The organism is Porphyromonas asaccharolytica DSM 20707, from assembly GCF_000212375.1.
Classification (GTDB): Bacteria; Bacteroidota; Bacteroidia; order Bacteroidales; family Porphyromonadaceae; genus Porphyromonas; species Porphyromonas asaccharolytica.
On sequence record NC_015501.1, the window covers coordinates 1,264,208 to 1,289,606 of the forward strand.

Sequence of the window (25,399 nt, forward strand, 5' to 3'; positions counted from 1 at the left end):
CCCTCCATGTCGTAGAGTTATGGAGTCTCTATTGATAGCTTTTCGTACATTTGGTACAGCAAAACATTATCAACTAGTTTCTTATGGAAGTAAATACTCCTCCCTACGAAAATCGAAATGAGGAGCAACAGGACAAGCCTGTTACAAATGTCTACGTCCAGAACGTGGTGCCGACTCCGCGCAAGAACTCTCTAGGGACGACGGGCTTCGCCTTGTCGTTGGTCGCCCTAGTCGTAGGTTGGTTCCCCGTCGTAGGTTGGATTGTATGGGTCTTAGGAGCCATCTTCTCTACTATTGGCATCTTTCGTAAGCCACGAGGTCTAGCCATTGCAGGGGCCTGTATCTCTTTCTTTTGGCTAATAATCTTCGTCCTAATCTTCGGCGTCTTTATGACGGTGGTTGTGGCCGATGGCTACGCTCATCCCTAGAGAAGCGAGATGCCAGAGAGCTGGTTGTGGAGCTGTCGCAAGACGAGGAGCGACTCGGGTCCCATATTGAAGAGCAGGTCGAAGATACTGAGATTGGCAACGAAGCCGAGCGAACCCACGAAGACTTGATAGTACGGAACGGAGGCGATAGCCTCTTCGGTCGCTGTGCTGGCGGTGGCGATGGGTGGCAGGAGCTGTGAACATACACCAACTGAGGTGCCGACATACTGCTCTGTCTCTCGCCATTGGTAGGGAAGGTGGATGAGTTGGCAGATGCGCATGATGAGCCGCTTGTTGTGCTGATAGAGCGATGTGGCTCGGCGCTCTTTGTCGAGGTAGAGTGGTGCTAGGTCGGGAGCGTAGTACTCGTAGTAAGGTGATGCGCCGTAGCAGGTCTCTATAGTGTACCAGTGCTTGTGCCGCCAGTTGTCATGCTCAGCGATCTGCACGGACTGGATAGGGCACTGCTGTGAGGAGCCCGCTAGGACGGGGATAGAGAGCTTCATCACCCCTTCGGCACCTACGATGGCGCAGCGATTGCGGTAGGTCTGCTTCTGATAATACTCGTGTGCCTCTATACGCGTGGAGCTGTCCAGTAGATAGCTCATATAGGCGACTGAGGGAGCGTATGCCGTGGGGAGTACTACCATATTACGGTCGCTGTGATCTCTGAGCGGTGGATCGGTCCGAGGAGGCGCGAGTCTATCGTCTCTGTCGTGAGCGGGGGCTTGGCTAGGAGCCAGTACTCATCGGCTGCCAAGACCACTTCGTAAGTGCTTTGCTGTAAAGGCTGGGGGAGTGGCATGATAAAGGTTTGCCGGCCACGCTTGCCCAGGACCAGGAGCTTGCCCTCGGTAAAGCGCAGGGTGTCGCTTGGCTCGCCCACAACTCGTAGCATGAGCTTACTCCCAGCTAAACTGTCGGCTGTTAGCGTGAGGAGCACATTGTCGCCTCGATGTGGCTGTGCGATGCGGCTCATCAGGTGGTAGTTGCTCCCGCTAGGTGTGGGCTGGCGATAGACAAAGAAGAAGAGCCGCCCGACGATGATGAGTCCTACCATGATCGTCGGAAGTACCCAGCGTAGCCAGGTGGCTCGTCTCCTCGTCGCTATGTCAGAGTGGCTGACCATGTATCGTGTGCATCATACGTCTCCAGCGTATCTTGCCGTTCCAGAGACCTAGATCCTTGTCTAGCGAGAGCCAGAGGAGAGCGGGACGCCCTACGATATGATCCTCAGGAACGAAGCCCCAGTAGCGACTATCGGCCGAGTTGTGGCGATTGTCACCCATCATATAGTAGTAGTCCATCCCAAAGGTGTAGTGCGTAGCGGGCTGTCCGTCGATGAGGATGGTGCCGTCGGGACGCTGCTCGAGAGCGTGCCCCTCGTAGTTGTGTATGCATCGGCTGTAGAGTGCTAAGGCGTCGGGCGTGAGCTCGATGGTAAGCCCCTTGCGTGGTATCTGTAGCGGTCCGTAGTTGTCACGAGTCCAGCCGAGGTCATAACCTACGGGGTAGAGATTGGTATTGGGATCTTGCGACACAACGATCTTAGCGACACGGCTATCACTGGCTAGTTGCTGGCGCATCGTTTCCGTGAGAGGAAGCAAGTAGAGTGCCTGTACGTCGCTCAGATCAACGCCTGTCAAGCCCATCTCCTCTAGATCGGCCGTCGTGAGCCGTGATGCAGAGACTATATGCTGGTCATCGAGACTAATGCCTAGATGCTTGAGCTCCTCAGCGGAGAATCGTCCTCCACGGGTGCAGACCCAGTAGTTGAGCTGCATATGCTCGGGGCGCTCCTGTAGCTTGCCATCGATATAGATATCGTTGTTGCGTATCTCGATGAGGTCGCCGGGGAGTCCCACACAGCGCTTCACATAGTGGTCACGACGATCCACGGGACGGTAGACAATCTTGCCAAAGACCTCGGGCTGAGCCTCTAGGGCAGCCCGTCCGCCATACATCTCCTTGAGGTAGTAGTAGTCGGGATTGGTTACCTTGGTCGTGACGGTGTCGCCCGTGGGGAAGTTGAAGACGACAAGGTCGCCACGCTGTACCTTTCGGATGCCTTTGAGACGCTTGTAGGAGAGCTGTGGCTTGCTGAGATAAGACTCACGGCCGAGAAAGCGGTTTTGCGTTAATGGCACCTGCAGCGGAGTCATCGGCATACGGGGACCGTAGGTCACTTTGTCCACAAAGAGGTAATCACCCACGAGGAGCGTCTTCTCTAGTGAAGAGGTGGGGATGGCGAAGTTCTGAATGAAGAAGATGCTGAGTAGATGCACGCCGATGACTGCCCAGAGGAGGTCTGCCAATAGCGATACGAAGCCTCGCAGCGTCTTGTTCTTGATGTTGCGATACCAAGACCAATTGATGAGCTTGGTAAAGTAATAGTCCACGATAAAGGGGAGGAAGATCAGCCAAAAGGGACCGGCCCAGAGGATACAAAAGAGGAGATAGAGGATCGGTACGATGATCGCTACAATCTTCTGAAATAGGGACTTATCTTGCCAGTGAAGCTTCATTTTCATAGCGTGAAGGGTGTGTGGGTACAGCTATTTGTGTAGGATGAGGTCACGCATAGACCAAACGCCTACGGGGTGCTGCAGGAGATACTCCGCAGCGAGGGTGGCTCCTAGCGCAAAGCCCCGACGGCTATAAGCCTCGTGGCGTAGCGTTATCTCGTCGATGTCAGAGTGATAGATGACGGTGTGGATGCCTGGGACCTCGCCTTCACGGATTGCCTCTATGCCGAGAGAACCGTCATGAGTCTCTACTCCTAGATGCCAGTCGTGTAGTGAGGGGGTCTGCTTGATCAGCCCCTCGGCAAGTGTGATCGCAGTGCCACTAGGCGCATCAAGCTTGTGTATGTGATGCGTCTCCTGAATGCGTGGCGTGTACTCGGGATAGGGAGCCATGAGCTGTGCGAGTTGCTCATTGAGGATCATCATCAGATTCATCCCGAGACTAAAGTTGGACGCAGCAAAGAGTCCCCCACGGCCAGAGCTTTGCACCTCAGCCTTTAGCGCCTCTAGTTGCTCCTTCCAGCCTGTACTGCCCGTGACCACGGGTAGTCCCGCCTTTAGGGCAGCTTGGCAAAGCTGGTAGCCACTCTCAGGGGTGGAAAACTCAATGGCGACATCGGCCTCTCGCAGAGAGCCATCCTCCAGTAAGGCCGCATCAGTCTTATCTATACGAGCGACCACCTCATGTCCGCGCTGGGTAGCGACCTCTTCGATCATGTGCCCCATGCGTCCGTATCCGAGTATAGCGATTTTCATAGTAGGTAAGTATTACAGCGAGTGTGCGTGGCTCACAACACACGGGATGTGTGAGTTACTTCTTAGTCTCCTTAGCCTTAGCCTTGTAGGCAGCGTTGAGGAAGTCTAGGACTTCTTGGGTAATGTCAAAGCTTTCGCCAGCGTACATAACCCCTTCTAGACCTGCGGAGGTAAGGATCAGGTCATACTTCTTATCTGCGTTAAAGGCTTTGAGCTGAGCGACCACTTCATCGTGTAGAGCCTTCTGAGCATCTGCTTGTACTTTCATCGCCTCCTCGGCATAACGCTGCTCCAACTGAGCACCTTCTTGCTGCATAGCCGTGATGCGCTTCTCCTCAGCATCAACTTGAGCCTGGGAGGTGAAGAGACCCTTCTGAGCCTTTTCCATATAGCTTGCGTAGGCCTCTTGAGCCTTCTGAGCCTTGTTGGCAAGAGTCTGCTGATTGCGCTTGAGTTGAGCCTCTATCTGCTTGTTTGCTTGGGTATAGTATTCGTAGTTCTTGTAAAGCGAGTCGAGAGATACTACACCTATCTTAAGCGTGTGATCACTAGTAGGAGTGGTCTCTGTGAGCGGCTCTGAGGTAGCGGGCTGCCCATCGGACTGCTTCTTCTGGCAGCTACCGAATAGAAGAGACGCAACGAGTAGGGAGAGTAGGAGGATTGATTTCTGATTCATATAAGCTATAGTGTTGATTGACGAGAGTGATAGAAGAGAGGACTATTGCGGATCATCGGCCATACGGTCGGCTAAGTTTTGCCTTGTGGCTAGCTCTGCCATCTGCTTGTTGGCACATCCTATACCTCTCTTCTTAAGAGCTTTACTGTCCTCAATGTGTGAACTTTGGGGGTTCTTGTCGCCCTTGACGATCAGTCGCAAGGCGAGTAAAACTACGGCGAGTCCGATGAGGATAATGGATATGATGATGAGTTTCATAGTTTTTCTTAGTATATTTGCAGAGGGAGAGTAGCACGGTGCTACAGCTCTCAGGTAGACAAAGGTATACCTTTTGTCGGACTTACGCACGCATTTGATAAAACAAACTGAGGCCGTGTGGTAGTTAACCAGCTAATATTCTAACTTTTCAAAGCAATAAACGATGCAAATAACAGATCTAACTAACATGCCCATCTGGCAGCACTTCTACGAAATCACCAAGATCCCTCGCCCCTCAAAGCATGAGGAGCAGATACTGGCTTTCCTCAAGAAGTTTGCCGAGGAGCATAACCTAGACTATGCGCAGGATAAGACAGGCAATATCGTCATCCGCAAGGGTGCTACGCCTGGTATGGAGGATCGCGAGACCATCATCCTCCAGGGACATATAGATATGGTCTGCGAGAAGAATAGTGACGTAGAGCATGACTTCTACAAGGATCCTATCAAGACCAAGATCACCGACGGATGGATTCACGCTGAGGGTACGACCCTAGGCGCTGATAATGGTATTGGTGTCGCTGCAGGGCTCGCTGTCCTGACCGATCCCACCGTAGAGCATGGACCAGTCGAGTGCCTCTTTACAGTAGATGAGGAGACAGGTCTGACCGGTGCCATGGGTATCGAGCCAGGCTTCGTCCAGGGGCGCATCCTCATCAACCTCGATAGTGAGGATGAGGGCGAGATGTTCATCGGCTGCGCTGGTGGTATGGGCACGATGGCTTTCTTTGACTACACCACAGAGGCTACGCCTGCTGGGCAGATAGCTCTCGAGGTGAAGGTAAGCGGTCTCAAGGGCGGACACAGCGGTGGCGATATCCATGTCGGTCTAGGCAACGCCAATAAGCTCCTCGTGCGCTACCTATATAAGGTACTCAAGGAGGTGCCTGAGATGCGCCTCGCTACGATCGATGGCGGTAATCTACACAACGCTATCGCTCGTGAGGCTAAGGCTGTCATCACCATCCCTGCTAATCGCAAGGAGGATCTAGCTATCTGGGCAAACGAGATGGACGCTGAGTTCCGCAATGAGCTCAAGAAGGTTGATCCTAATGTCAACCTCCGTGTGGAGACGACCACAACGCCTAAGGAGGTCGTCGATGCTAAGACGGCTGACACGGTCATCCGCACGCTCTACGCTTGCCCTCATGGTGTGATGGGTATGAGCCACTCGCTAGAGGGACTCGTAGAGACCTCTACCAATCTAGCCAGTGTCAAGATGCAGGAGGGCAATGTGATCAGCATTGAGACGAGTCAGCGCAGCTCTACCGAGTCGCTCAAGGAGGATGTAGGCAATATGCTCCTTGCACTCTTCGAGCTAGCAGGCGCACGCACTGAGGTTCGTGACGGCTATCCTGGCTGGGCACCTAACCCCGACTCTGAGATCCTAAAGGTCGCTGAGAGCACCTATCGCGAGCTCTTCGGCAAGGATCCCGAGGTCAAGGCCATCCACGCAGGTCTCGAGTGCGGACTCTTCCTCGCGAAGTATCCTTACCTCGACATGGTCTCCTTTGGTCCGACGATGCGTGACGTGCACTCACCCGCAGAGCGCATGGAGATCAAGACGGTGGAGATGTTCTGGCGTCACCTCGTAGCGATCCTCAAGAACGCTCCTAAGCGCAAGTAATCACAGCTAAGATTGCTGACCTACCAGTCGGCAGAATAAAAACAACGAGAAGGCTCAGTCGCAGTGATGCGGTTGAGCCTTCTGCGCGTATGACGGGCATGTCATACATCTGTGGTGAAAGTCCACACGGGGCGTAGTTGCCAACGAACCCCATAGCGACTTGCAAGTTTCAAGGGGTGACCCTTGGGAGAGAAGAAGCAATAGCGAATTCGTGGCCTGACGAACAGAAACCTAATACCAAGGCGTATCAAGCGGACAAGCTGGCACGCGACAGTGAAGCTCCAAAAGGCAACCGTAACCTTGATGCGTAAATTAGGCAGGTAAACGATGAAAGATGTATGGCTTATCCCGTGAGGCCTCGGCAGTCCTCAAGGATAGTAACAACGAATGTCGAGGAGTCAGCAGAGGTCGAAGTAGCCGTTCTCGCGCAGAACAAGGCGAAGGACCGAATAATTCGTAACGTTAATCAAGAATGTATGTTCCGATGTTTTTGCTGACGAGTGGCAACGGTCAAAACGTCAATGCGATCGACCACATAGAGCTAAGCACGCGAGCATCGGAAGCGGAAATTAAGAAAGACGGAAGATGAAACTAATCGAACAGATACTCGCCAAGAATAATGTACGCGAGGCACTCAATCGTGTTGTGAGCAACAAGGGCGCCTCGGGTATAGACGGTATGAAAGTCGAGGAGCTCCGCGACTATATGAACGCCAATTGGACGAGCATCAAGCAGTCGATCCTAGAGCGTAGGTACAAGCCAGCCCCCGTACGGAGGGTTGAGATACCTAAGCCCAACGGAGGCGTACGCAAGCTCGGTATCCCGACCGTTGTCGACCGAACCCTTCAACAATCGATTGTCCAAGTCCTGACTCCCATCTTCGAGGCAGAGTTTCAAGAGAACAGCTACGGCTTCCGCCCCGGCAGGAGCTGTGAGCAAGCCGTTCAGAAGCTTTTGGAATACCTCAACGAGGGAGCGGAGTGGATAGTTGACATAGACTTGGAGAAGTTCTTCGACAATGTTCCACAAGACAAACTGATGAGTTATGTGGGTCGTGTGATCCATGACCCAGACACCGAAAGTCTGATACGCAAGTATCTGAAGTCGGGCGTAATGGAGAATGGTCTTTACGAAGCCACAGAACTCGGCACGCCCCAAGGTGGCAATTTGTCCCCCTTGTTGAGCAATGTGATGCTCAACGAGCTAGATAAGGAAATGGTCAGACGGGGGCTGCGCTATGTTCGATACGCAGACGACTGCGTCATAGCAGTAAGAAGCGAAGCAAGTGCCAAACGAGTGATGCACTCTGTCACCCAATGGATAGAGCGTGTCCTCGGGCTTAAGGTCAATGCCACCAAAACGCACGTCTGCCGACCGAGCAAACTTAAGTACCTCGGTTTTGGATTTTACAAATCCCCTCAGACCAAGCAGTGGACGGCAAGACCTCACGAGGACTCCGTAGCGAAGTTTGTCAGGAAGCTGAAGAAACTATGCAAACGCTCGTGGAGCATCTCCATGACTGCCCGTATCACAATGCTGAACAGAGTGATACGTGGATGGATAAACTACTTTGCCATTGGAGCTATGAAAGGCAAGATGGTAGGGATAGACGAACATCTGCGCACGATGCTACGTAAGGTGATATGGAAGCAATGGAAAACACCTCGAAAGCGAGCCTGGGGGCTACGCAAGCTTGGTATCTGCAACGACTTAGCCAAGCTCACCTCGTGCAGCGGAGACCGCTACGAATGGGTGGTGAGACGTACATGCGTGGTACGAGCAATATCGAAAGATGTGCTAGCCCGCAGAGGCCTCGTAAGCTGTTTGGACTACTATGCGATTAGACACTCTTTGAAAACGAATTAAACCGCCGTATGCCGAACGGCACGTACGGTGGTGTGAGAGGAAAGGAAACGAAAGTAGGTCAGAAAACTTTCGTTTCCCGACCTACTCGATTTTGTGCTCCTCCTACGACACGTAAGCGGAAACAATGAAAAAGCGAGAGAGGTGCTACCATCACGGTAACACCCCTCCCTATCACATACACTAAACAAATTAATATCTCTGACCCGCCTTATTCGTGGTCATGGTCGTGGTCATGGTCATGGTCGTGGTCGTGGTGATGATCACCAGGAGCATCCGTCGAGAGGATGATGGTGCGAGCCACCATCGACTCGTTGCCCGAGCGATCCACGCAGTAGACTAGGAGGTGGTACTCGCCAGGAGTCGCATTGGCCGGTATCTTGATGTCGTGGTGGTGGATAGAGGCGTTGCGCTGATTGACGGTGTACTCCTTGTTAAAGGTAAAAGGCTTCGTCTTGTCATCACCGTGACGTAGGTCGCGGGTGTGCGAGTGCCCATCGAAGTTGTTGTGGATGTCGATCTTGTACGACTTGACGAGATCATCGTCCGAGAGCTTCATCTCGAAGTGGACGCCGGTCTCATCGCCGATGAGGAGCTTATCATGATCCTCTGGTTCGATTAGCTCGATGATAGGCTTGGTTGTGTCTTTAGGCTCCTCCTTGCAAGCGGTGAAGGCTGTCGCTAGAGCGAGACAGCTGAGGAGCGTGATTGATGCGAAGATTGTTCTTTTCATCATAGTATTGAAGATTAGAATGATAGATTGATTGTTAGTAGTACGTTTCGTCCAGCCTCAGGGAGATTGACTCGCCTGTAGTAACTCATGTGGTCATAGTAGCGGCTGTTCAAAAGGTTTTGGATAGCTAGAGAGATGCGGTAGTTGCTCTGTCTGAGCTGTCCGTCGTAGGTCACAGTTAGGTCCAGTAAGGACGCTGTGCCAGGTGTCGGCTCCTCATTGCGCGCGATGCGATGCTGAGGAGCTATGATGCGATGCTTGAGCGAAAGCGCCCAATGCTCAGGGTGCCAGGTCAAGTCGTGGCTAAAGCGAGCTGGTGGCGAGTAGGGAAGAGCTAAGCCGTCTGCCACATTGTAGGTGTAGACGTAGTCACCCTGCAGGTGGTAGTCCCACTGCGGGTGCAGATGCCAAGTACCCTCCAGCTCAACGCCTGTGAAGAGCGCTCGTGTGGATTGGTAGCGATATATCTGTCCCGAGTGGGGCAGTATAGACCATTCACCCGAGGGTTGTAGGAAGATGTAGTTGGTAAAGTAGGTCACAAAGGGAGAGACCGTACAGCTCCACAGGTCATTGTGAAAGCCTACCTCGCTATCTAGTAGCCACCCCTGCTCACTGCCCAGCGAAGGGTCGCCCACCTCGTGGCGAAAGGTGCCGTGGTGGATGCCATTTGCCGCAAGCTCGTAGATGCCTGGTAGGCGAAAGCTCCTGCCTAGATTAACCTTCCAGAGCCAATGACGGTCTATCTGCCAAGCTAAGCCGACACTACCCGAAAGGTCGTGCCACCTCCGCTCGCCCTCCTGACTGCTGTAGTAGTACTGCGACAAGGTTGCCGAGGACTCGCCACGCTCCTGGAGGTAGTCAGCTAGGTAAGGGTCATGGTAGGGACTCATCGCTATGTAGCCTAGATCGTAGCGCAGACCACTGGTGAGGTGTAGCCCCTGAGCTATGCGTCCCTGATAGGTTAGGCTCACGCCGCTCGTCGCCCGCTGGTAGTCTGGTAAGAGGAAGCCATAGCCTCTCCGCTTGTGCCACTGATACTGCCCATCAGTGGCTAGCGTCCACTTGCCACCCCACGGGGCATAGTAGCTTGCCTGCAAGCGTGCTGAGATGGTCTTGAGGTCAAACTCAAACTCTAAGTCAGCGTCCCGCTCAGGTTGCTGCATCGTCCCGTAGTGCGTGTGGAAGGCGCTAAGTTCACGGCGCAAGTTCTGCTGCCAGCCTAGCTCGCCGATCACTTGCCACTGCGGAGAAAGCCTCCACTGGAGGCTACCCTGTGTCGAGATCTGACGCACGGTGCTGTATGGTAGCTCGATATTGTATCGGCTCTCGTCAGGAAGCACACGCTTGAGGTCTGGTATGCCATGCGCTCCTGGGAAGAAGCCACTGCGCTCGCCATTGACAGAGGCTTGCAGCGAAGCTTTGACCTGCTCTCCTAGCCATTCGTAGCGTAGTTGCGAAGCGTAGGTTTGTGTAGCACTGTTTTTCAACCTACCATTATATATAGGTATCCAGCGCGTGAGGTAGGTGATGCTGTCTGCCGTCACATTGCGGTCGCCGTGATACTGACCGCTCATACGTAGGCGGAGGTGGTGCGCTCCATGCAGGTAGCCCATCATGAGACTGCCCCCGCCGCCCATTGTGCTGCTTTGCCCCATCATGGTATAGGAGCCGTAAAGGCCTTGCTTGTGAGGAGGTGTAGCCGGCAGCCTCACGATGACTCCCCCTAGGGCATCACTGCCGTAGAGTAGGGAGCCAGCACCCTTGATCACCTGTACGGGGTCTTGGTCGAAGGCGTCTACCTCCAGCCCATGGTCAGCACCCCACTGCTGCCCCTCTTGCTTGAGTCCGCCATCGACATAGGCGATACGATTGAAGCCTAGACCACGGATCACAGGCTTACCGTAGCCAGAGCCGATCGTGATCACATTGACCCCGGGGAGGCTGCTCAGTGTCGCTGCAAAGTTACCCGTAAAGTGCTGCGTCAGATAGGTGCTGTCAAGCCACTCGATCGTCTGACCGATACGCATGGTCTGGAGCCGCTTGCTATTAGCACGCACCTCCACCGTCTGGAGCGTCTCGTCAAAGCTGTGAGGCTCTAGCGCAACGCTATCAGGTCTCAAGGCGGACGGCTCAGCTAGAGCAACCATCGGGGTGAGATATAGTAATAGATAGCAAATGTATCGACAATACATCGCAAGAATGTTATTAACCAGTGAAATATAAGGAGATCATGCGCCCCACTACACCGATAGCTTAGCTCACACACAGCGGAGGAGCCAGGCGTACGTAGGGGATTGCGTCACGTAGAGATATGGTCTAGCTATGCTAGGGGGATCAGAGTGACATCGTGGTCACTCACACCTTTGGCAGTCAGCCAAGGTAAGCGCATAAAGCGGAGTATAAGCGTAGAGCTAATCCGCTCATAGCCACATAGTCGATAGAAGTGTGGCTAGCAGTATCTCACTGGTGGGGCTCTTAGAGCTTTGCCCTCTCTCAGGGCTAGGTGCACAGCTTCGGGTTGTAGTACGGGAGTGGGGGCATCCCACTCGTCCACTGCAAAGGAAGGTGCTATGGCACATTGGTCGGTGATGCCGAGATGAAATTCGCAGATAGGGCAGGTCACGTTGTTGACCAGATAAACCTTCGAGCTCGTTTCACTCCGCTCATCATCGTTTGTGTCAGACTGAGCTGTAGCACAGTTTATCACCGAGAAGGCTCCTGCGTCGTGCTGGTGCACAGCTTGTCCCATCAGAGCCAGTACGTATACTAGCCCCAATAGCAAAGCCGTCATTCGAGTCGGCATATCGATATGTGCGAGTCTTCTCATAAACTGTATCGCTCGCAAAGGTAGTAAAAATATTTTTTTCTTGCAAGCGACCCGCCTAGCTTTTCAATTTCGCAAAGGGCTACTTGTCTCTAAATTCTAATCTCTAATTCAATCTCCACGTAGGAATTCTTTAATCTCCACGTGGAGAAAAAATATTTCCCACGTAGGCGAGAATCATTTCTTCCGAAGTTTCATTTGATTCCTCCGAAGAAATTTTCCTTCCCCACGTGGAGAATAAAAAAAATCCATGTGAGCAATGTCAAATCTCCACGTGGCGATCGAATGAGAGGTTAGAGAGGAGTAGCGATATGTATCCCCGCGAGACGAGTAACGATGTGTAGGGATATTGCGTTTCATTGGCTGGCAGTCCATTTTTTAGTAGCTTTGTAATATCGTAGTAACGATAGAGAGATCAATGTAGGCTACCTTTGCATTGTGTCTTGGTGGGCTTATGGCGACCTCCGCTAGTTGCTACGGCATCATGTATCTCAGTTAATCTGATATCCCAGTTAATCTATGACAAATAGGACATATCGTCTACTCTTCACACTACTAGCACTCTCTTGGGGGCTACTCTTGACAGCTGCTTGTCAGCCCAACGGTAGGCAAGAAGGTGCGGAGCAACCTCAGCGTGAGACCAACCAGACATTTCTAGCATCACAGCAGGACTATGACCTGCGTGTCGCTGGCACCGCATGGGAGGCTGGCGACCAGATAGGTATCTACGTACGTCGCACAGCGCAGAGTACCACTTGGTCGGCTGAGCAACTACAGCATAGTAACCTACACTACAAGACTATCCGTGGTGGGGGCATCGCTACCTTCGATCCAGCTGATGATCAGCAGAAGGTGCAGTGGGACTCATCAATGAAGTATGACATCCTCGCTTACTACCCCTACAATGCTCAGACGCAGGAGGGCAAGATCGCTTACAGCGTCGCTGATCAGGCTACGATCAAGCCGTTGCTTATCTCGGACAATCTCTCCGCCATTGCGCCCGATGATGTGAAGCAGCTAGCCTTCCGTCAGGCACTCGCCTCGCTCCGCTTTGAGATGCGCAGTGAGGATGGGGGCTCTCTAGAGGGAGTCAAGGTGCGCATCGTTGGTATGCCGACGACGGGTACGCTAGACCTTTATAGTCGTCAGTGGCAGGCCGATGCGAGCTCTACGACCGAGATCTCAGTGCCGGTCCTCGTGTTGGGAGCTACCGCTACGGCTACTGCGCTGCTCCTACCTATCGAGACGACCACGAGCGAGATGAAGGTACTCTTCACGCTACCCAACGGACGTACCTACACCTGGCCACTGCGTGCGGGTCAGAGCCTCGTCATGGGGCAGCAACGCACCCACACGATCACGCTCAAGGATACCGGTACGGGCAAGGTCGCAGAGGTCGGCCAATACTTAGAGCTACCTGCCAAGAAGGCGCTCCCCAACACGATGGAGGTGCAGCATATGCTCCCGAGCAATTCCTCGGCACGCAACTACTTCCTACTATATGATACGAAGATGCACCTAGCTCACTATGTGGCTTATCCGCTGTACAAGGATGTAATGGAGAAAAAGGTTGATCGCACGAATGCTTGGGGGTATGATCCGATGATCTCAGAAGCGTATCAACCAAACCTGACGGGGGCTTATAATAGAGGATACTCTAGAGGGCACCAAATACCCAGTGCAGATCGACTCTCCTCTCGGGATGACAACGCCAGCACGTTCTACTACTCCAATATGGTTCCTCAAAATCAAATCCACAATAGTGGTATCTGGGGCAATCTAGAGAACCAGGTACGTACGCTTGCTCGTGGTGTCGACACGCTCTATGTAGTGACGGGCGTAGGTTTTGATGATACAAACTATCAGTACACACAGGATCGAAGTGGGGTCGACTGTCCGATACCTGACTACTTCTATAAGGTGGTTGTATGGCGCGATAGGCAGGAGCGCTGGCACTCCAAGGCGTGGTGCATACCACACGAGCCGCTCAAAGGGAGTCCCGCCCCTTACCAGACTACGCTCAGTGCGATGGAGACGAAGACTGGCTTTGACTTCTTCCCTGCGCTTAATGAGGTCAACGTACTTGATAATTAATCTGCAGCCCAGCTATTACTATGAATAAGTTACTGACAACAATATCTATACTACTCACGACACTACTCCTAGCTACCTCTTGTACCAAGGAGCAGTCTCGCTGTACCACTTGCCCCGATGCAGACGGAGCGCAAGCTAAGGATTACATAGTCTTCAAGAGTAATATACGTCTGAGCGACAAGGAGGTGCGCGCCACGAACGAACGCTTTGACGTGAGCGACCAGATCGGTGTCTATGCGCGTGGTGCTGAGGAGCGCAATAACCTACACTACCACGCCATCCCTGGGGGAGAGATAGCGATCTTTCATCCCACGACAACTGCTGACCGCATCTACCCCAGCACCGTTAAGGAGCTAGACTTCTACGCTTACGCTCCCTACCGCACAGCCGTTCAGAAGGGTATTATACATCTGAATCTGATCAAGGAACCCATCGACCTCCTCTGGGCTCATCACCGGGAGGTGGCACCTCGTGTAGAGAAGAAGGAGTACACGCTCCTCTTCGGACACGTCCTCTCACGCATCGTCTTCACCGTCCAGGGACTTCCCGCAGGTGTAATGCTGCAATCGATGAAGCTACAAGGCCTGGTCGTCGAGGGGGACTTTGACGTCCTCACGGGCGAGCTACGCACACCATATAGTTCGAAGGAGACGCTACCCCTCACCATCGGTGCAGACCAGCGCTCTGCCTCGACTCTTATTCTTCCGAAAGATATTGTAGATGTAGAGCTGCAGCTCACGCTCAGCAATGGACGCACCTACACCAAGGCAATCAAGCAGCTGGACATCATTAGCAACAAGATCTACTACTATAACATCACCTTCGACGAGCAGCAAGGGGGTATATCTATAGATCTAGTCAATGGGCAGATCGTGGATTGGGAGGACGATGGCACTGTTTCTAATATTGTGGTTACACCGACCGAAACGCCTACGCCGGACCCCAAGCCGGCTGGTGAGAATGTCTATAATGTAGACCTCACACAGACGGCTCGCACACTACCGCTCAGTGATGACTTCGCTAAGGGGGGGCAAAGACTACGATCCCTTTGCACTACCTGGTTGGCTCAACAAAGCACTCGTCGGTACGCGTGACTTCCAGAAGCGCTCTTTCGGCGACGTGCACTATGCTCAGGCCAGTGCCTATAAGTCTACGGATCCAGTAAACAAATGTGTCCTCATCACGCCACGTCTGCAGATGACCGCAGGCTCTAGCTATACGGTAGAGCTAACATACAGCTCGGGACACACCAACGGAGCTACGCTCACTGTCCAGCAGCTAGACAAGGATGGCGCACTCGTCAAGACGCTAGAGGTCATCAACGATAGCACTTCCCCGAGTGGCTATGGCAATCAGCACTACAAGAAGAGCTACGCTATCGCAGGCTCTGCTGAGGCTGGATACATCGCTATCCTCTATGAGGCTTCGCAGGAGCCTCTTCATACGACGACTTATCAAGTCGAAGCGCTAACTGTGAAATAACAATCAATTACTTATTACCTAAACACCTAACAAAACATGAAGAAACTACTTGTCGGTGCACTCGCACTACTCGCACTCACGGCCTGTAACCAGGACAACAAGAGTGAAGCACTCCAGCAGGAGGCTATGCAGTTTGGGTCTAACATCCCAGCGCTCAACCTCCGTATGGCAAACAACGCCTTCGAGGCAAACGATGCTATCGGTATCTCTATGACTGGTGACGCTACCGCTACCAACGTAGAGTACAAGACCACCGCAGGAGGTGCTACAGCTACCTTTGCCCCTGCCACTACTGGACTAACCTTTGCCGAGGGGCAGACGGTCAACTTCGTCAGCTACTATCCTTATAGCGCTAGCGCTACGACCGATCTAGCTATCGACCTGAGTAACGCTCAGACCGATGTCCTCTACTCCAATAACCTAACGGGCATTAAGACGCCTAAGGACGCTACGGGTGCTAACCACGTACTACAGTTTACGCACAAGCTGGCGCTCGTGAGCTTCACCATGGCCGGTCTACCTGCTGGTACGACTATCGCCTCAGCTCAGCTAGAGGGCATCGTGACCACCAGCTCGATGAAGATCGCTGACGGTACGCTCACCAACGGCACGAAGACCGCTACACAACAGCTACAGCTCGCTGCTGGCACCTTCGCTCCAACGATCGTCATCCCTGCTACCAATAGCAATGCTAAGCTAGTCATCACACTCAGCGACGGCAAGAGCTACAGCTACACCTTTGCTAACCTTGCTCTCCAGTCTGGCAAGAACCACAAGTTCAACGTCTCCCTCGCATCTAACGCACTTACGGTTGACGAGATCAATGGTCAGATCTCAGACTGGGACGTCGTAGATGGTGATGACATCATCGTTAATCCTGACGACAATGGCGGTACGGAGCCTGAGCCCAATCCCAATCCAGAACCAGCTGGTGAGAATGTCTATAATGTAGACCTCACACAGACGGCTCGCACACTACCGCTCAGTGATGACTTCGCTAAGGGGGGCAAGGACTACGATCCCTTTGCACTACCTGGTTGGCTCAACAAAGCACTCGTTGGTACGCGTGACTTCCAGAAGCGCTCTTATGGTGGTGTGCACTATGCTCAGGCCAGTGCCTATAAGTCTACAGATCCCGTAAACAAATGTGTCCTCATCACGCCACGTCTGCAGATGACCGCAGGATCTAGCTATACGGTAGAGCTAACATACAGCTCGGGACACACCAATGGTGCTACGCTCACTGTCCAGCAGCTAGACAAGGATGGCGCACTCGTCAAGACGCTAGAGGTCATCAACGATAGCACTTCCCCGCGTGGCTATGGCAATCAGCACTACAAGAAGAGCTACGCTATCGCAGGCTCTGCTGAGGCTGGATACATCGCTATCCTCTATGAGGCTTCGCAGGAGCCTCTCCACACGACGACTTATCAAGTCGAAGCTCTAACTGTGAAATAGCAAATACTCAATAAACACCTAAATAGAACAAGATATGAAGAAACTACTTGTCGGTGCACTCGCACTACTCGCACTCACGGCCTGTAACCAGGACAACAAGGAGCCCGCTCTCCAGCAGGAGGCGATGCAGTTTGGGTCAAACATCCCAGCGCTCAACCTCCGTATGGCAAACAACGCCTTCGAGGCAAACGATGCTATCGGTATCTCTATGACTGGAGACGCTACCGCTACCAACGTAGAGTACAAGACCACCGCAGGAGGTGCTACAGCTACCTTTGCACCTGCCGCTACTGGACTAACCTTTGCCGAGGGGCAGACGGTCAACTTCGTCAGCTACTATCCTTACAGCGCTAGCGCTACGACCGATCTAGCTATCGACCTGACCAACGCTCAGACCGATGTCCTCTACTCCAATAATCTAACGGGCATCAAGACGGCTAAGGACGCTACGGGTGCTAACCACGTACTACAGTTTACGCACAAGCTGGCGCTCGTGAGCTTCACCATGGCCGGTCTACCCGCTGGTACGACTATCGCCTCAGCTCAGCTAGAGGGCATCGTCACCACCAGCTCGATGAAGATTGCTGACGGTGCGCTCACCAACGGCACGGCAACGGCTACGCAAAAGCTACAGCTTGCTGCTGGCACCTTCGCTCCAACGATCGTCATCCCAGCTACCAATAGCAACGCTAAGCTAGTCATCACGCTCAGCGACGGCAAGAGCTACAGCTACACCTTCGCAAGCCTCGCTCTCCAGTCTGGCAAGAACCACAAGTTCAACGTCACCCTCGCCGCTGGTGCCATCACAGTAGATCAGGTCAATGGTCAGATCTCTGACTGGGAGGTCGTAGATGGTGATGACATCATCGTTAATCCCGACAACAATGGTGGTACGGAGCCTACGCCAGAGCCACAGCCCACTACGGGTGAGCTACTCTTCCCTGGTGCTGACTTCGAGGACTTCGCTGCTTTCACGGGTACGCTAATGAAGGCTCCTCAGCCCTATGCAACTGCAGCTGCAGGTGCTGGTCGCAACGGCAGTACAGCACTTCATATCAATGGTACGCCTAAAGGCAATGACTACGTCTTTACCGCTATGAACAATGCAGGTAAGGACTTCTCTGGCAAGACCAAGATCTCATTCTATATGAAGGGTACAGCTGCTGGTAAGAGCATATCTATCAATCTGTTCCCTGCTGATAAGTCACAGCCTGGACTATCTGTTCAGAAGAATGGCGACGCATACTACGTCTATAATCTGGGTGACGTAAGTAGTGATGTTACCATTCAGGCAGCCACTGCTAATGCACAAGGGCAGATTTGGAACAGTTACAATGGTTCTATCAACGCTGCTGACTGGGTTAAGGTAACGCTCGATATCAGTGGTAAGGCACTAGCTAAGAGTGATAAACTCTTTGCATTCAAGGTAGGTAAGGGTGTCGCTTGGGATCTTTACCTTGATGACTTTACGATCGAGTAGTCAGTCACACCAGAGAGCCTCCATCGCCTAGCGCGAGAGGCTATCCGCTAACGAATAACGTAGGGACGTACGGCATCGCGCTGTGTGTCCCTACGTTCATTTTATCCCGTACATCCCGACAAAGGGCTAAAAGTCCGTTAGACCTCAGTGCCACCTAGGTGAAACTCTAGTGCCATAGGTATGAAACTGTTCGTTTAGCCCTAGATCCCCACAGATCGCTACTCGTCTAGCCGTGCTACAACGGACGCACCGACCGTGCGTTCCTACGGAGATCGGGGTTACAGCGTTTGATGAGTGGAGTTGTCGTGCTGACGTAGCTTGTGTAGGGGCGGACCTGCGTGTCCGCCCGCAGAATAGACTGCGCTCAGGTGAGGACGGGCGGACACACAGGTCCGCCCCTACGGTGGGAACTCCCACCCCGCCGAGCGGTTCACCCGAAGAGAAGTCGACCGAGCTTCCGAAACGAGAAAAAACTTCGCATTTTACTTGCATATGAACTTAGAAAGCAAAGGGTTACACGTCACGGGGAACACAGATCGCTACTCGTCTAGCCGTGCTACAACGGAGGAGAAAGAAACAGCCTCCTCACCTGCTGAGCGGTGAGGGGGCTGATGCCGTGAGTCGCTGGGGCTGTGTTGCTTTCGCTAAATACTAATCACTAGATCCGTATCCAGCTCCAGAGGTCGCGCAGAGAGGGCTTCTTGCCCGTGAATAGGATGCCGACACGGTAGATACGTGCGGCTAGCCAGACGATCCCAAAGGCGGTGAGGTAGAGGAGCACGATGCTGAGGATGAGCTCCCACATGGCGACCCCATAGGGTAGTCGAACCATCATCACGAAGGGCGAGGAGAAGGGAATGATACTGCCCCAGAAGGCCATCGTGCCATCAGGATTGTCCATGCTACCCATAGCGATGTAGAAGCCGAGCATCATGACGAGGAGAAACGGCATCATAAACTGGCTGGCATCTTCGTCGCTCGAGACACTCGACCCGATCGCTGCAAAGAGCGAAGCGTAGAGGAGGTAACCTCCGATGAAGTAAACAAGGAGCATGATGATGAGCTGTACGAAGTTGATACTTTGTAGCACCTCTAGACTAGACTGCATCTCGGCGACGGAGTCCATACTCATACCGCCAGCGAGCCCACCCATCTGTGCGGGGTCTAGCTGCGAGAGTGCCGAGAGGTCGTAGACGCCACCCACGGCAACCAGTGAGCCGACGACAAAGATAATTCCTCCGAAGACCAGCCATATAGCTACCTGTGTCAGTCCAACGAGGAACGCACCAATAATCTTTGAGATCATCATATCGATAGGTCGTACGGTGCTGACGATGACCTCTATGATGCGGTTCTTCTTTTCCTCTAAGACGCTACTCATCACCTGCCCCGCATAGTTGGACATGAAGCTGAGGATGATCACAGAGAGAATCATACCGATGATACCAGCTAGCGAGCCACTAGACTTAGCCTCCTCGCCCTTGGCATCCCACTGATAGGTGGGTACGGAGATGGTGGTCTCTACATCTTCGATGATCTCGGGCAGTCCCTCTATATCGTACTGAGCGATGCGCTGCTCCTTGAGTCGCTCGGTAAAAGCATCTTCGATGTAGTTAACGATACCACTGGGAAGCTTCTTGTAAGAGTAAAGACTCCAGCCGTTGGGATTGTTCATCAGCGTGTCTTTTATGTAGAGGACCGCTGTGAGTCCCTCCTCCTCGAGCTTCGCCTTGTCGGTATAAGCCTCAAGCGGCTCGGAGCTTGGAATGAAGGTGTAGTATTCGTCATCGACCAACACATCGCTATAGAGTCCCGTCTCGTCAATGACGGCGACACGCTCGTCACTGAGCGAACTCATACTGATGTAGATAACGATAAAGAAGATCGCAAATAGGATAATCGGGACGAGGAGGGTGGTGACGATGAAGGACTTCTTCTTGACACGCACCATGTATTCTCGCTCGATGAGTATGGAGAGCTTGGAGGCTGATTTCTTTTTCATAAGAGTGGGTCTTGTTAGAGGGTGGTCGTAGCGGGCTGAGCTTGAGCCGTGGTGGTGCGGATGAAGATGTCTTGCATGGAGGGTATCTCTTGCGCGACCTCTAGGAGGTGCAGGTCGGTGGGGACTAGTCCCGCAAGGGCGCGTACGTCCCGCTGCTGCGGGTCTTTGAGGCGGACGCGCATATCGTGTCCCTCCCGCTTGATCTCGAGTAGCTCGATCTGTTGCTCGGTCAGAGACTCGACCCAGTTGGGGCGATACCCCTCACCTGCGATGAGTAGCGAGGCGACGCCGTCGAAGTGGCTTCGCTTGACCTCGGTCACATCACCACGGAGCACTACCTTGCTCTTGTTGATGAGGACGATGTCGTCACAGATCTCCTCGACAGACTGCATATTGTGCGTGGAGAAGATGACGGCACAGCCGTTGTCCCGCAGCTCTAGGATCTCACGCTTGAGAAGCTCTGCATTGACTGGGTCGAAACCGCTAAAGGGCTCGTCGAAGATGAGTAGCTTGGGATGGTGAATGACGGTGCAGATGAACTGAACTTTCTGCTGCATTCCCTTAGATAGCTCCTCAACCTTACGATGCCACCAGGGCATAATGTCAAACTTCTCAAACCAGTGCCTCAGCTCCTGCTGCGCCTCCTGTCGGGAGAGTCCGTGCAGGCGAGCGAGGTAGATGGCTTGGTCACCGACCTTCATCTTCTTATAGAGTCCTCGCTCCTCGGGGAGGTAGCCGATATGGCGTATATCTTCGTAGGTCATCTCCTGGCCGTTGAGCAGTACGGTGCCGCTGTCGGCTAGGAGGATTTTGTTGATGATCTTGATGAGGGTACTCTTGCCAGCGCCGTTGGGACCGAGGAGTCCGAAGACGCTATTGGGCTGTACCTGTATGGAGACATCGTCGAGGGCGAGGTGGTTCTTGTATCGCTTGACGATATGCTCTGCTTCTAGTAAGTATGGCATGAGACTTTAGAGGTTAGAAGTTAGAGATTAGACCTTAGAGGTTTGGAGTATGTCGAGGGCTCGCTGGTAAGAGGGGATCTCGGCGAGCGGTTTTGCCGTGGCGGTGGCGTAGTCTATCTGCAGGACGAGGTGGGTAAGCCCGTTGGTCATCATCAGGAGCGGTGCGTGGTAGTGCGCATTGTAGCGCGATATCTGGTTGACCGTATCCTGTGAGAGTGGCACCTCGGGAGCTTTGCACTCGATGAGGGCGAGGACTCGTCCGCCAGGACCGTAGATCATCGCATCAAAGCGGTCTTGACGTATGGAGCTGGCGACGAGGCTCTCCACCTGTATGGAGAGGCGCGGGTAGCCTAGATGATCCGAGAGATAGTGCAGGAAGTGCTGACGCACCCACTCCTCAGGGGTCAGAGCGACCATACTCTGACGATAAACGTCGTATATGACCGAACGCCCTGACTGCTCCTCAATGAGAGCAGGGTAAGAGGGTAAGTGGAGGGGTTTCATTAACTTTGCTTCGCACTACTGCTATTAGACGGTGCAAAGTTACCATTTCCACCAATGAAAACAAAGAAAGAGATTGCTACCAATTGGTTAACGAGGTACACCACACGGAGCCTCGAGGAGTTTGCGCCACACATACTCCTGACCAACTTCACGAGCTACCTGCAAGCTTTTGCCAAGAAGATCGGCGAGCCGATCCTAGGCGAGAGTGCCTCGATGCCAAACTGTGGCAATGCGGAGATGACGATGATACACATTGGTATGGGGAGTCCCAATGCGGCGACGATCATGGATCTGCTCTCGGCCATTGAGCCCCGGGCGGTAGTCTTCCTCGGTAAGTGTGGCGGGCTTAAGTCACAGCTGACGCTGGGGGACTACGTTCTCCCGATTGCAGCGATACGTGGCGAGGGAACGAGCGATGACTATATGCCTCGTGAGGTGCCGTCGCTCCCCTCCTTTAATGTGCTCAAAGCTTGTAGCAATGCGCTCCTCGAGGCGGGCATATCGTATGCGCCGGGGACGGTCTACACGACGAATAGACGGCTCTGGGAGCATGACGAGCACTTCAAGGAGTACCTCCGCACGACCCATGCGGACGCCATCGATATGGAGACGGCTACGCTCTTTACCGTGGGCTATGCGAACCGTATCCCGACGGGAGCTCTCCTGATGGTGAGTGATATGCCGATGACACCCGAGGGGGTCAAAAGTGACGAGAGCGATAGCTACGTGACGGCACACTTCGCCGAGCAGCATCTCCAGCTCGGCATTCGCACCGTCGAGAGCCTCCTCCAATCTCCCGAGGAAATGAAGAGTATCGTCTTTGACTGGTAATAGAGACTCCAAACAGCTATGACTGAACTCGTACAGATTAGTGACCTGATCCGATCGGGTCAACCGCTCCCGCCTCTCGTGCTTGGCTACGGGGAGGAGAGCTACTATATCAATCGCCTAGAGGAACTGGTTGTCGAGAACTACATTCCTCAGGAGGAGCGCACGACCCAGCTGGTCGTCTACTTCGGCTCCGAGACGACGGCTCCCGAGGTGCTTCAGCAGGCGCAGACCTTCTCGATGTTTGCACCGAAGCGTCTCATCGTCTTGCGTGATGCGCAGGATCTCAAGAAGAGCAGCGTCCTCAAGAAGCCGTACGGCATTGCCGAGCTGATACGCGATGCGACAACCTTTGCCGAGGGCACCACACTCCTTATCCTATACCACGATGCGCTCCCAGCAGCTGCTAAGAAGAATGCGCAGGCGCTCAAGTCGCAGGTGGCGCTTATCGAGTCGACACCCGTCAGGCGTGACAACGAACTGAGAGAGGCGATGATCCATATGGCTGAGGGGCTAGGCTTGCAGCTGGCTCCGCAAGCGATCTCGACGCTGATCGAGCGGGTCGGATATGACCTAGAGACGCTCTACTCGGAGCTGCAAAAGCTCGCCATACCAGCCAAGAGCGCCGGCGGACTCATCTCACGTGCTATGGTGCAGCAGGTGGTGAGCAAGTCGCGCAAGTACGGTCCCTACGATCTGCTCAATGCGGTGCAGCGACGCAAGGACGATGAGGCACTGCAGATAGCACTAGCCATGGCGGAGGACGAAAAGCGATACCCTGTACCGCAGATCATCGCTTCGCTCTACGGTTTCTTTGCCAATCTGATGGTAGCGCACTACCTACCGTCCAATAGCCAGAAAAACATACAGGAAGCGCTCAACCTGAAGTATGAGTCGATGGCACGCATGTACCAGTCGGCCATGCGCCTCTACTCTAAGCAGCAGACGCTCAACATCATCTCCGCCATACGACGTGCCGACGGCGACGCCAAAGGCGCCCATGGGGTCAATGCCTCAGCACGCACCATCTACCTAGACCTCTTGACGCAGATCTTTGCGCTGAAGTACTAAACGAAGTTGCTCTCTCAGGTTTCCAAAAAGTTTCCAGCCTTGGAAAAATAAATTTCCAAGGCTGGAAATTTTGTTTTCCTCTCTTGGAAAGTTTCTTTTCCAACGGAGGAAATTTTGTTTTCCAACGTTGGAACCGAAAAGTTCCAAAGGAGGAACAACTTTTGGAACTCGTATGTACAATAAGTTCAGCATGATACGAATAGTGAAGACATCGTCATATAGGGACGCACGGATTGTGTCTAGTGGGAGGGCGTCCGTTGTGTCAAAGAGATAGGAGTAACTCGTTGTAGGGGCGGACCTGCGTGTCCGCCCACAGGTCATACTGTGCTTCAACAAGAACGGGCGGACACATAGGTCCGCCCCTACTTTAAGTTTGCAGAGTGAAAAGGAATCGACCCGAGAATAGGTCAGTTGAACGGGTTGTTCTTACCTTTGTTGTAGTAAGGTAAGGACAGCAACCAGAGGGTAATCTATCGTCCCTACGAGGCCTTGAGCCTAAGCTCTGTTAGAGACCCTCTGGAGTTCAGCTACTCGAGACTTATTAGAAAGGAAGGCTCAGAGCCTAATTAAAGTAATAGCCTAATGTAGCCTAGCTGCCTTATCAAGATTCAAGTACAAAGTTATGAAATACTTTTTCATTGGCATCGACGTTTCCAAAGAAAAATTGGACGCCACCCTGATTCACTACGAATCCAAATCAGACAGCGAGCAACAGCTCGCCTACACCACTGTAGAAAACAACCCTAAAGGGTTCCGGAGCCTCGTCTCTTGGAGCAAGAAGAACGCTGGTCGAGGAGTCAAGACCGATGCCATGCTCTTCTGCTGTGAGACTACAGGAGGATACGATCGTGCACTCTGCGACTGGCTCTACGGCAACGGTCTAAACATCTGGCGCGAGAGCGCCTTGCAGATCAAGCGCAGCATGGGTCTCCGCAAAGGCAAAGACGACAAAGCCGACTCTGAGATGATCGCTTACTATGCCCTACGCTTCCGCTCCAAAGCCACTCTCTATAAACCTCTGGACGGGAACATGCGCAGCCTACGTGACCTCTTTCTCTATAGGCAGTCACTGGTTGCCGATAGGCAGGCCAAGCTAGTTAGTGCCAAGGAAAAACGGCACATCTCTAGCAAGTCTAAAGTCGACAAATTCATCTACCGAGATGCCCAAAAGGCCATCGACATCTTGACCAAAAGCATCAAAGAGTGCGAGCACCGAATGCTTGAAATCATCAAGGAAGACGAGGAGATGTACCGCAACTACCTGCACCTCACTTCCTGCAAAGGAGTGGGTCTCGTCACCTCCGTCATGCTGATCATTTATACCGACAACTTCAAGGGCTGGAATGCCAAGAAGATGGCTAGCTACTGCGGTATAGCGCCCTTCTACGAGAGCTCTGGGAGCTCAGTTTTTCACAAGGCCAACACAGGTGGCTACAGTAACCGACGGCTAAAAGGAATCTTGACCCAAGCAGCCCGAAGTGCCATAACGCATAACCCAACATTAAGACAATACTACCTACGCATGAAAGCCCAAGGCAAGCCCTACGGGGTTATCCTCAACAATGTCAACAACAAGCTCGTACACATTCTCTTCTCTTTGGTTCTGCACGACTGCGACTTTGAGCTAGACCACGAGACGAAGAGAACTGCTCGAGCCTAGTCCAAGGGAAGGAAAGTCTCCGCTCGGGGAGCGCCTCCGCGGCAAGGGGTGGGAGCCCCCACCCCGACGAGCGGTTCCCCGACGAGCAGTCGACCGAACTTCCGAAACGAGAAAAAACTTCGCTTTTTACTTGCATATGAACTTAGAAAGCAAATCGTTACTCGT

The 25,399-nt window shown here is 53.1% G+C and carries 23 protein-coding genes; 11 read left to right on the plus strand and 12 right to left on the minus strand.

Features of this window, described 5'->3' with window-relative positions; genetic code table 11:
* The first annotated feature begins 83 nt into the window (after nt 1-83).
* Nucleotides 84-428 (plus strand): hypothetical protein, encoded by a 345-nt coding sequence (locus tag PORAS_RS05020; RefSeq protein ID WP_013760421.1) that lies wholly within the window; start codon nt 84-86, stop codon nt 426-428.
* Here the strand turns inward: PORAS_RS05020 and PORAS_RS05025 are convergent.
* Genes PORAS_RS05025 through PORAS_RS05050 form a run of 6 tightly spaced genes read right to left on the minus strand, consistent with a single transcriptional unit; the run spans nt 425 to nt 4,643 of the window.
* On the minus strand, nt 425-1,078 hold the full coding sequence (locus PORAS_RS05025; RefSeq protein ID WP_013760422.1) for a WbqC family protein: 654 nt from the start codon (nt 1,076-1,078) through the stop codon (nt 425-427). The genes PORAS_RS05020 and PORAS_RS05025 overlap by 4 nt on opposite strands.
* On the minus strand, nt 1,072-1,557 hold the full coding sequence (locus PORAS_RS05030) for a S26 family signal peptidase (protein WP_004330320.1): 486 nt from the start codon (nt 1,555-1,557) through the stop codon (nt 1,072-1,074). The genes PORAS_RS05025 and PORAS_RS05030 overlap by 7 nt, the downstream gene beginning before the upstream one ends.
* On the minus strand, nt 1,541-2,953 hold the full coding sequence (lepB, locus tag PORAS_RS05035; protein WP_044211346.1) for a signal peptidase I: 1,413 nt from the start codon (nt 2,951-2,953) through the stop codon (nt 1,541-1,543). The genes PORAS_RS05030 and lepB overlap by 17 nt, the downstream gene beginning before the upstream one ends.
* Before the next feature lie 30 nt (nt 2,954-2,983).
* Nucleotides 2,984-3,709 (minus strand): 4-hydroxy-tetrahydrodipicolinate reductase, encoded by a 726-nt coding sequence (dapB, locus tag PORAS_RS05040; protein ID WP_013760424.1) that lies wholly within the window; start codon nt 3,707-3,709, stop codon nt 2,984-2,986.
* Between the two features lie 55 nt (nt 3,710-3,764).
* Nucleotides 3,765-4,385: an OmpH/Skp family outer membrane protein gene (locus PORAS_RS05045; protein WP_004330313.1), complete on the minus strand. Its 621-nt coding sequence runs from the start codon at nt 4,383-4,385 to the stop codon at nt 3,765-3,767.
* A gap of 42 nt (nt 4,386-4,427) precedes the next feature.
* Nucleotides 4,428-4,643, minus strand: coding sequence for a hypothetical protein (locus PORAS_RS05050; RefSeq protein WP_013760425.1), 216 nt, complete (start codon nt 4,641-4,643; stop codon nt 4,428-4,430).
* A gap of 163 nt (nt 4,644-4,806) precedes the next feature.
* On the opposite strand from PORAS_RS05050, the gene PORAS_RS05055 reads away from it, so the two are divergent.
* Both PORAS_RS05055 and ltrA read left to right on the plus strand, forming a co-directional pair.
* On the plus strand, nt 4,807-6,270 hold the full coding sequence (locus PORAS_RS05055; protein WP_013760426.1) for an aminoacyl-histidine dipeptidase: 1,464 nt from the start codon (nt 4,807-4,809) through the stop codon (nt 6,268-6,270).
* A gap of 585 nt (nt 6,271-6,855) precedes the next feature.
* A complete protein-coding gene (ltrA, locus tag PORAS_RS05060; protein ID WP_013759989.1) occupies nt 6,856-8,136 on the plus strand; it encodes a group II intron reverse transcriptase/maturase in 1,281 nt (426 codons plus the stop codon).
* Between the two features lie 208 nt (nt 8,137-8,344).
* Here ltrA and PORAS_RS05065 read toward each other — a convergent pair whose 3' ends face one another.
* The 3 genes from PORAS_RS05065 to PORAS_RS05075 all read right to left on the minus strand — a co-directional run bounded on the left by PORAS_RS05065 (nt 8,345) and on the right by PORAS_RS05075 (nt 11,693).
* On the minus strand, nt 8,345-8,869 hold the full coding sequence (locus PORAS_RS05065; protein ID WP_013760427.1) for a DUF4625 domain-containing protein: 525 nt from the start codon (nt 8,867-8,869) through the stop codon (nt 8,345-8,347).
* A gap of 11 nt (nt 8,870-8,880) precedes the next feature.
* Nucleotides 8,881-11,013, minus strand: a complete 2,133-nt coding sequence (locus PORAS_RS05070; protein ID WP_013760428.1) for a TonB-dependent receptor — start codon at nt 11,011-11,013, stop codon at nt 8,881-8,883.
* 302 nt (nt 11,014-11,315) lie between these two features.
* Complete coding sequence (locus PORAS_RS05075) at nt 11,316-11,693, minus strand: hypothetical protein (RefSeq protein ID WP_013760429.1); 378 nt, start codon at nt 11,691-11,693, stop codon at nt 11,316-11,318.
* Nucleotides 11,694-12,209: 516 nt separating this feature from the next.
* On the opposite strand from PORAS_RS05075, the gene PORAS_RS05080 reads away from it, so the two are divergent.
* The 5 genes from PORAS_RS05080 to PORAS_RS05095 are packed head-to-tail and all read left to right on the plus strand — an operon-like array spanning nt 12,210 to nt 18,204.
* A complete protein-coding gene (locus PORAS_RS05080) occupies nt 12,210-13,784 on the plus strand; it encodes a DNA/RNA non-specific endonuclease (RefSeq protein WP_013760430.1) in 1,575 nt (524 codons plus the stop codon).
* Between the two features lie 20 nt (nt 13,785-13,804).
* Nucleotides 13,805-14,878: a fimbrillin family protein gene (locus tag PORAS_RS05085; protein ID WP_013760431.1), complete on the plus strand. Its 1,074-nt coding sequence runs from the start codon at nt 13,805-13,807 to the stop codon at nt 14,876-14,878.
* A complete protein-coding gene (locus tag PORAS_RS09095) occupies nt 14,796-15,266 on the plus strand; it encodes a choice-of-anchor J domain-containing protein (RefSeq protein ID WP_245528007.1) in 471 nt (156 codons plus the stop codon). The genes PORAS_RS05085 and PORAS_RS09095 overlap by 83 nt, the downstream gene beginning before the upstream one ends.
* A 36-nt stretch (nt 15,267-15,302) precedes the next feature.
* Nucleotides 15,303-16,724 (plus strand): fimbrillin family protein, encoded by a 1,422-nt coding sequence (locus tag PORAS_RS05090; protein WP_013760433.1) that lies wholly within the window; start codon nt 15,303-15,305, stop codon nt 16,722-16,724.
* A gap of 34 nt (nt 16,725-16,758) precedes the next feature.
* Nucleotides 16,759-18,204 carry a fimbrillin family protein gene (locus PORAS_RS05095; RefSeq protein WP_013760434.1) on the plus strand — a complete coding sequence of 482 codons (1,446 nt, stop codon included), beginning with the start codon at nt 16,759-16,761 and terminating at the stop codon, nt 18,202-18,204.
* A gap of 658 nt (nt 18,205-18,862) precedes the next feature.
* Here PORAS_RS05095 and PORAS_RS05100 read toward each other — a convergent pair.
* From PORAS_RS05100 to PORAS_RS05110, 3 genes are read right to left on the minus strand one after another with little or no spacing between them, the layout of a single operon-like run.
* Nucleotides 18,863-20,206, minus strand: a complete 1,344-nt coding sequence (locus PORAS_RS05100) for an ABC transporter permease (RefSeq protein WP_013760435.1) — start codon at nt 20,204-20,206, stop codon at nt 18,863-18,865.
* 14 nt (nt 20,207-20,220) lie between these two features.
* Nucleotides 20,221-21,171: an ABC transporter ATP-binding protein gene (locus tag PORAS_RS05105; protein WP_013760436.1), complete on the minus strand. Its 951-nt coding sequence runs from the start codon at nt 21,169-21,171 to the stop codon at nt 20,221-20,223.
* Nucleotides 21,172-21,198: 27 nt separating this feature from the next.
* Nucleotides 21,199-21,675 (minus strand): type I restriction enzyme HsdR N-terminal domain-containing protein, encoded by a 477-nt coding sequence (locus PORAS_RS05110; RefSeq protein WP_013760437.1) that lies wholly within the window; start codon nt 21,673-21,675, stop codon nt 21,199-21,201.
* A gap of 54 nt (nt 21,676-21,729) precedes the next feature.
* Between PORAS_RS05110 and PORAS_RS05115 the strand changes: the two genes are divergently transcribed.
* The 3 genes from PORAS_RS05115 (at nt 21,730) to PORAS_RS05125 (ending at nt 25,234) form a co-directional block, all read left to right on the plus strand.
* Nucleotides 21,730-22,506, plus strand: a complete 777-nt coding sequence (locus PORAS_RS05115) for an AMP nucleosidase (protein ID WP_013760438.1) — start codon at nt 21,730-21,732, stop codon at nt 22,504-22,506.
* Between the two features lie 18 nt (nt 22,507-22,524).
* Nucleotides 22,525-23,574 carry a DNA polymerase III subunit delta gene (gene holA, locus PORAS_RS05120; RefSeq protein WP_013760439.1) on the plus strand — a complete coding sequence of 350 codons (1,050 nt, stop codon included), beginning with the start codon at nt 22,525-22,527 and terminating at the stop codon, nt 23,572-23,574.
* A gap of 622 nt (nt 23,575-24,196) precedes the next feature.
* A complete protein-coding gene (locus PORAS_RS05125) occupies nt 24,197-25,234 on the plus strand; it encodes an IS110 family RNA-guided transposase (protein WP_013760440.1) in 1,038 nt (345 codons plus the stop codon).
* Nucleotides 25,235-25,399: the final 165 nt, after the last annotated feature.

Excerpts from the sequence above, each read along its gene's own strand:
- PORAS_RS05020 (WP_013760421.1), top strand. The coding sequence starts at position 84 with ATGGAAGTAAATACTCCTCCCTACGAAAATCGAAATGAGGAGCAACAG.
- PORAS_RS05025 (WP_013760422.1), bottom strand. The coding sequence starts at position 1,078 with ATGGTAGTACTCCCCACGGCATACGCTCCCTCAGTCGCCTATATGAGC.
- PORAS_RS05030 (WP_004330320.1), bottom strand. The coding sequence starts at position 1,557 with ATGGTCAGCCACTCTGACATAGCGACGAGGAGACGAGCCACCTGGCTA.
- lepB (WP_044211346.1), bottom strand. The coding sequence starts at position 2,953 with ATGAAGCTTCACTGGCAAGATAAGTCCCTATTTCAGAAGATTGTAGCG.
- dapB (WP_013760424.1), bottom strand. The coding sequence starts at position 3,709 with ATGAAAATCGCTATACTCGGATACGGACGCATGGGGCACATGATCGAA.
- PORAS_RS05045 (WP_004330313.1), bottom strand. The coding sequence starts at position 4,385 with ATGAATCAGAAATCAATCCTCCTACTCTCCCTACTCGTTGCGTCTCTT.
- PORAS_RS05050 (WP_013760425.1), bottom strand. The coding sequence starts at position 4,643 with ATGAAACTCATCATCATATCCATTATCCTCATCGGACTCGCCGTAGTT.
- PORAS_RS05055 (WP_013760426.1), top strand. The coding sequence starts at position 4,807 with ATGCAAATAACAGATCTAACTAACATGCCCATCTGGCAGCACTTCTAC.
- ltrA (WP_013759989.1), top strand. The coding sequence starts at position 6,856 with ATGAAACTAATCGAACAGATACTCGCCAAGAATAATGTACGCGAGGCA.
- PORAS_RS05065 (WP_013760427.1), bottom strand. The coding sequence starts at position 8,869 with ATGATGAAAAGAACAATCTTCGCATCAATCACGCTCCTCAGCTGTCTC.
- PORAS_RS05070 (WP_013760428.1), bottom strand. The coding sequence starts at position 11,013 with ATGGTTGCTCTAGCTGAGCCGTCCGCCTTGAGACCTGATAGCGTTGCG.
- PORAS_RS05075 (WP_013760429.1), bottom strand. The coding sequence starts at position 11,693 with ATGAGAAGACTCGCACATATCGATATGCCGACTCGAATGACGGCTTTG.
- PORAS_RS05080 (WP_013760430.1), top strand. The coding sequence starts at position 12,210 with ATGACAAATAGGACATATCGTCTACTCTTCACACTACTAGCACTCTCT.
- PORAS_RS05085 (WP_013760431.1), top strand. The coding sequence starts at position 13,805 with ATGAATAAGTTACTGACAACAATATCTATACTACTCACGACACTACTC.
- PORAS_RS09095 (WP_245528007.1), top strand. The coding sequence starts at position 14,796 with ATGACTTCGCTAAGGGGGGGCAAAGACTACGATCCCTTTGCACTACCT.
- PORAS_RS05090 (WP_013760433.1), top strand. The coding sequence starts at position 15,303 with ATGAAGAAACTACTTGTCGGTGCACTCGCACTACTCGCACTCACGGCC.
- PORAS_RS05095 (WP_013760434.1), top strand. The coding sequence starts at position 16,759 with ATGAAGAAACTACTTGTCGGTGCACTCGCACTACTCGCACTCACGGCC.
- PORAS_RS05100 (WP_013760435.1), bottom strand. The coding sequence starts at position 20,206 with ATGAAAAAGAAATCAGCCTCCAAGCTCTCCATACTCATCGAGCGAGAA.
- PORAS_RS05105 (WP_013760436.1), bottom strand. The coding sequence starts at position 21,171 with ATGCCATACTTACTAGAAGCAGAGCATATCGTCAAGCGATACAAGAAC.
- PORAS_RS05110 (WP_013760437.1), bottom strand. The coding sequence starts at position 21,675 with ATGAAACCCCTCCACTTACCCTCTTACCCTGCTCTCATTGAGGAGCAG.
- PORAS_RS05115 (WP_013760438.1), top strand. The coding sequence starts at position 21,730 with ATGAAAACAAAGAAAGAGATTGCTACCAATTGGTTAACGAGGTACACC.
- holA (WP_013760439.1), top strand. The coding sequence starts at position 22,525 with ATGACTGAACTCGTACAGATTAGTGACCTGATCCGATCGGGTCAACCG.
- PORAS_RS05125 (WP_013760440.1), top strand. The coding sequence starts at position 24,197 with ATGAAATACTTTTTCATTGGCATCGACGTTTCCAAAGAAAAATTGGAC.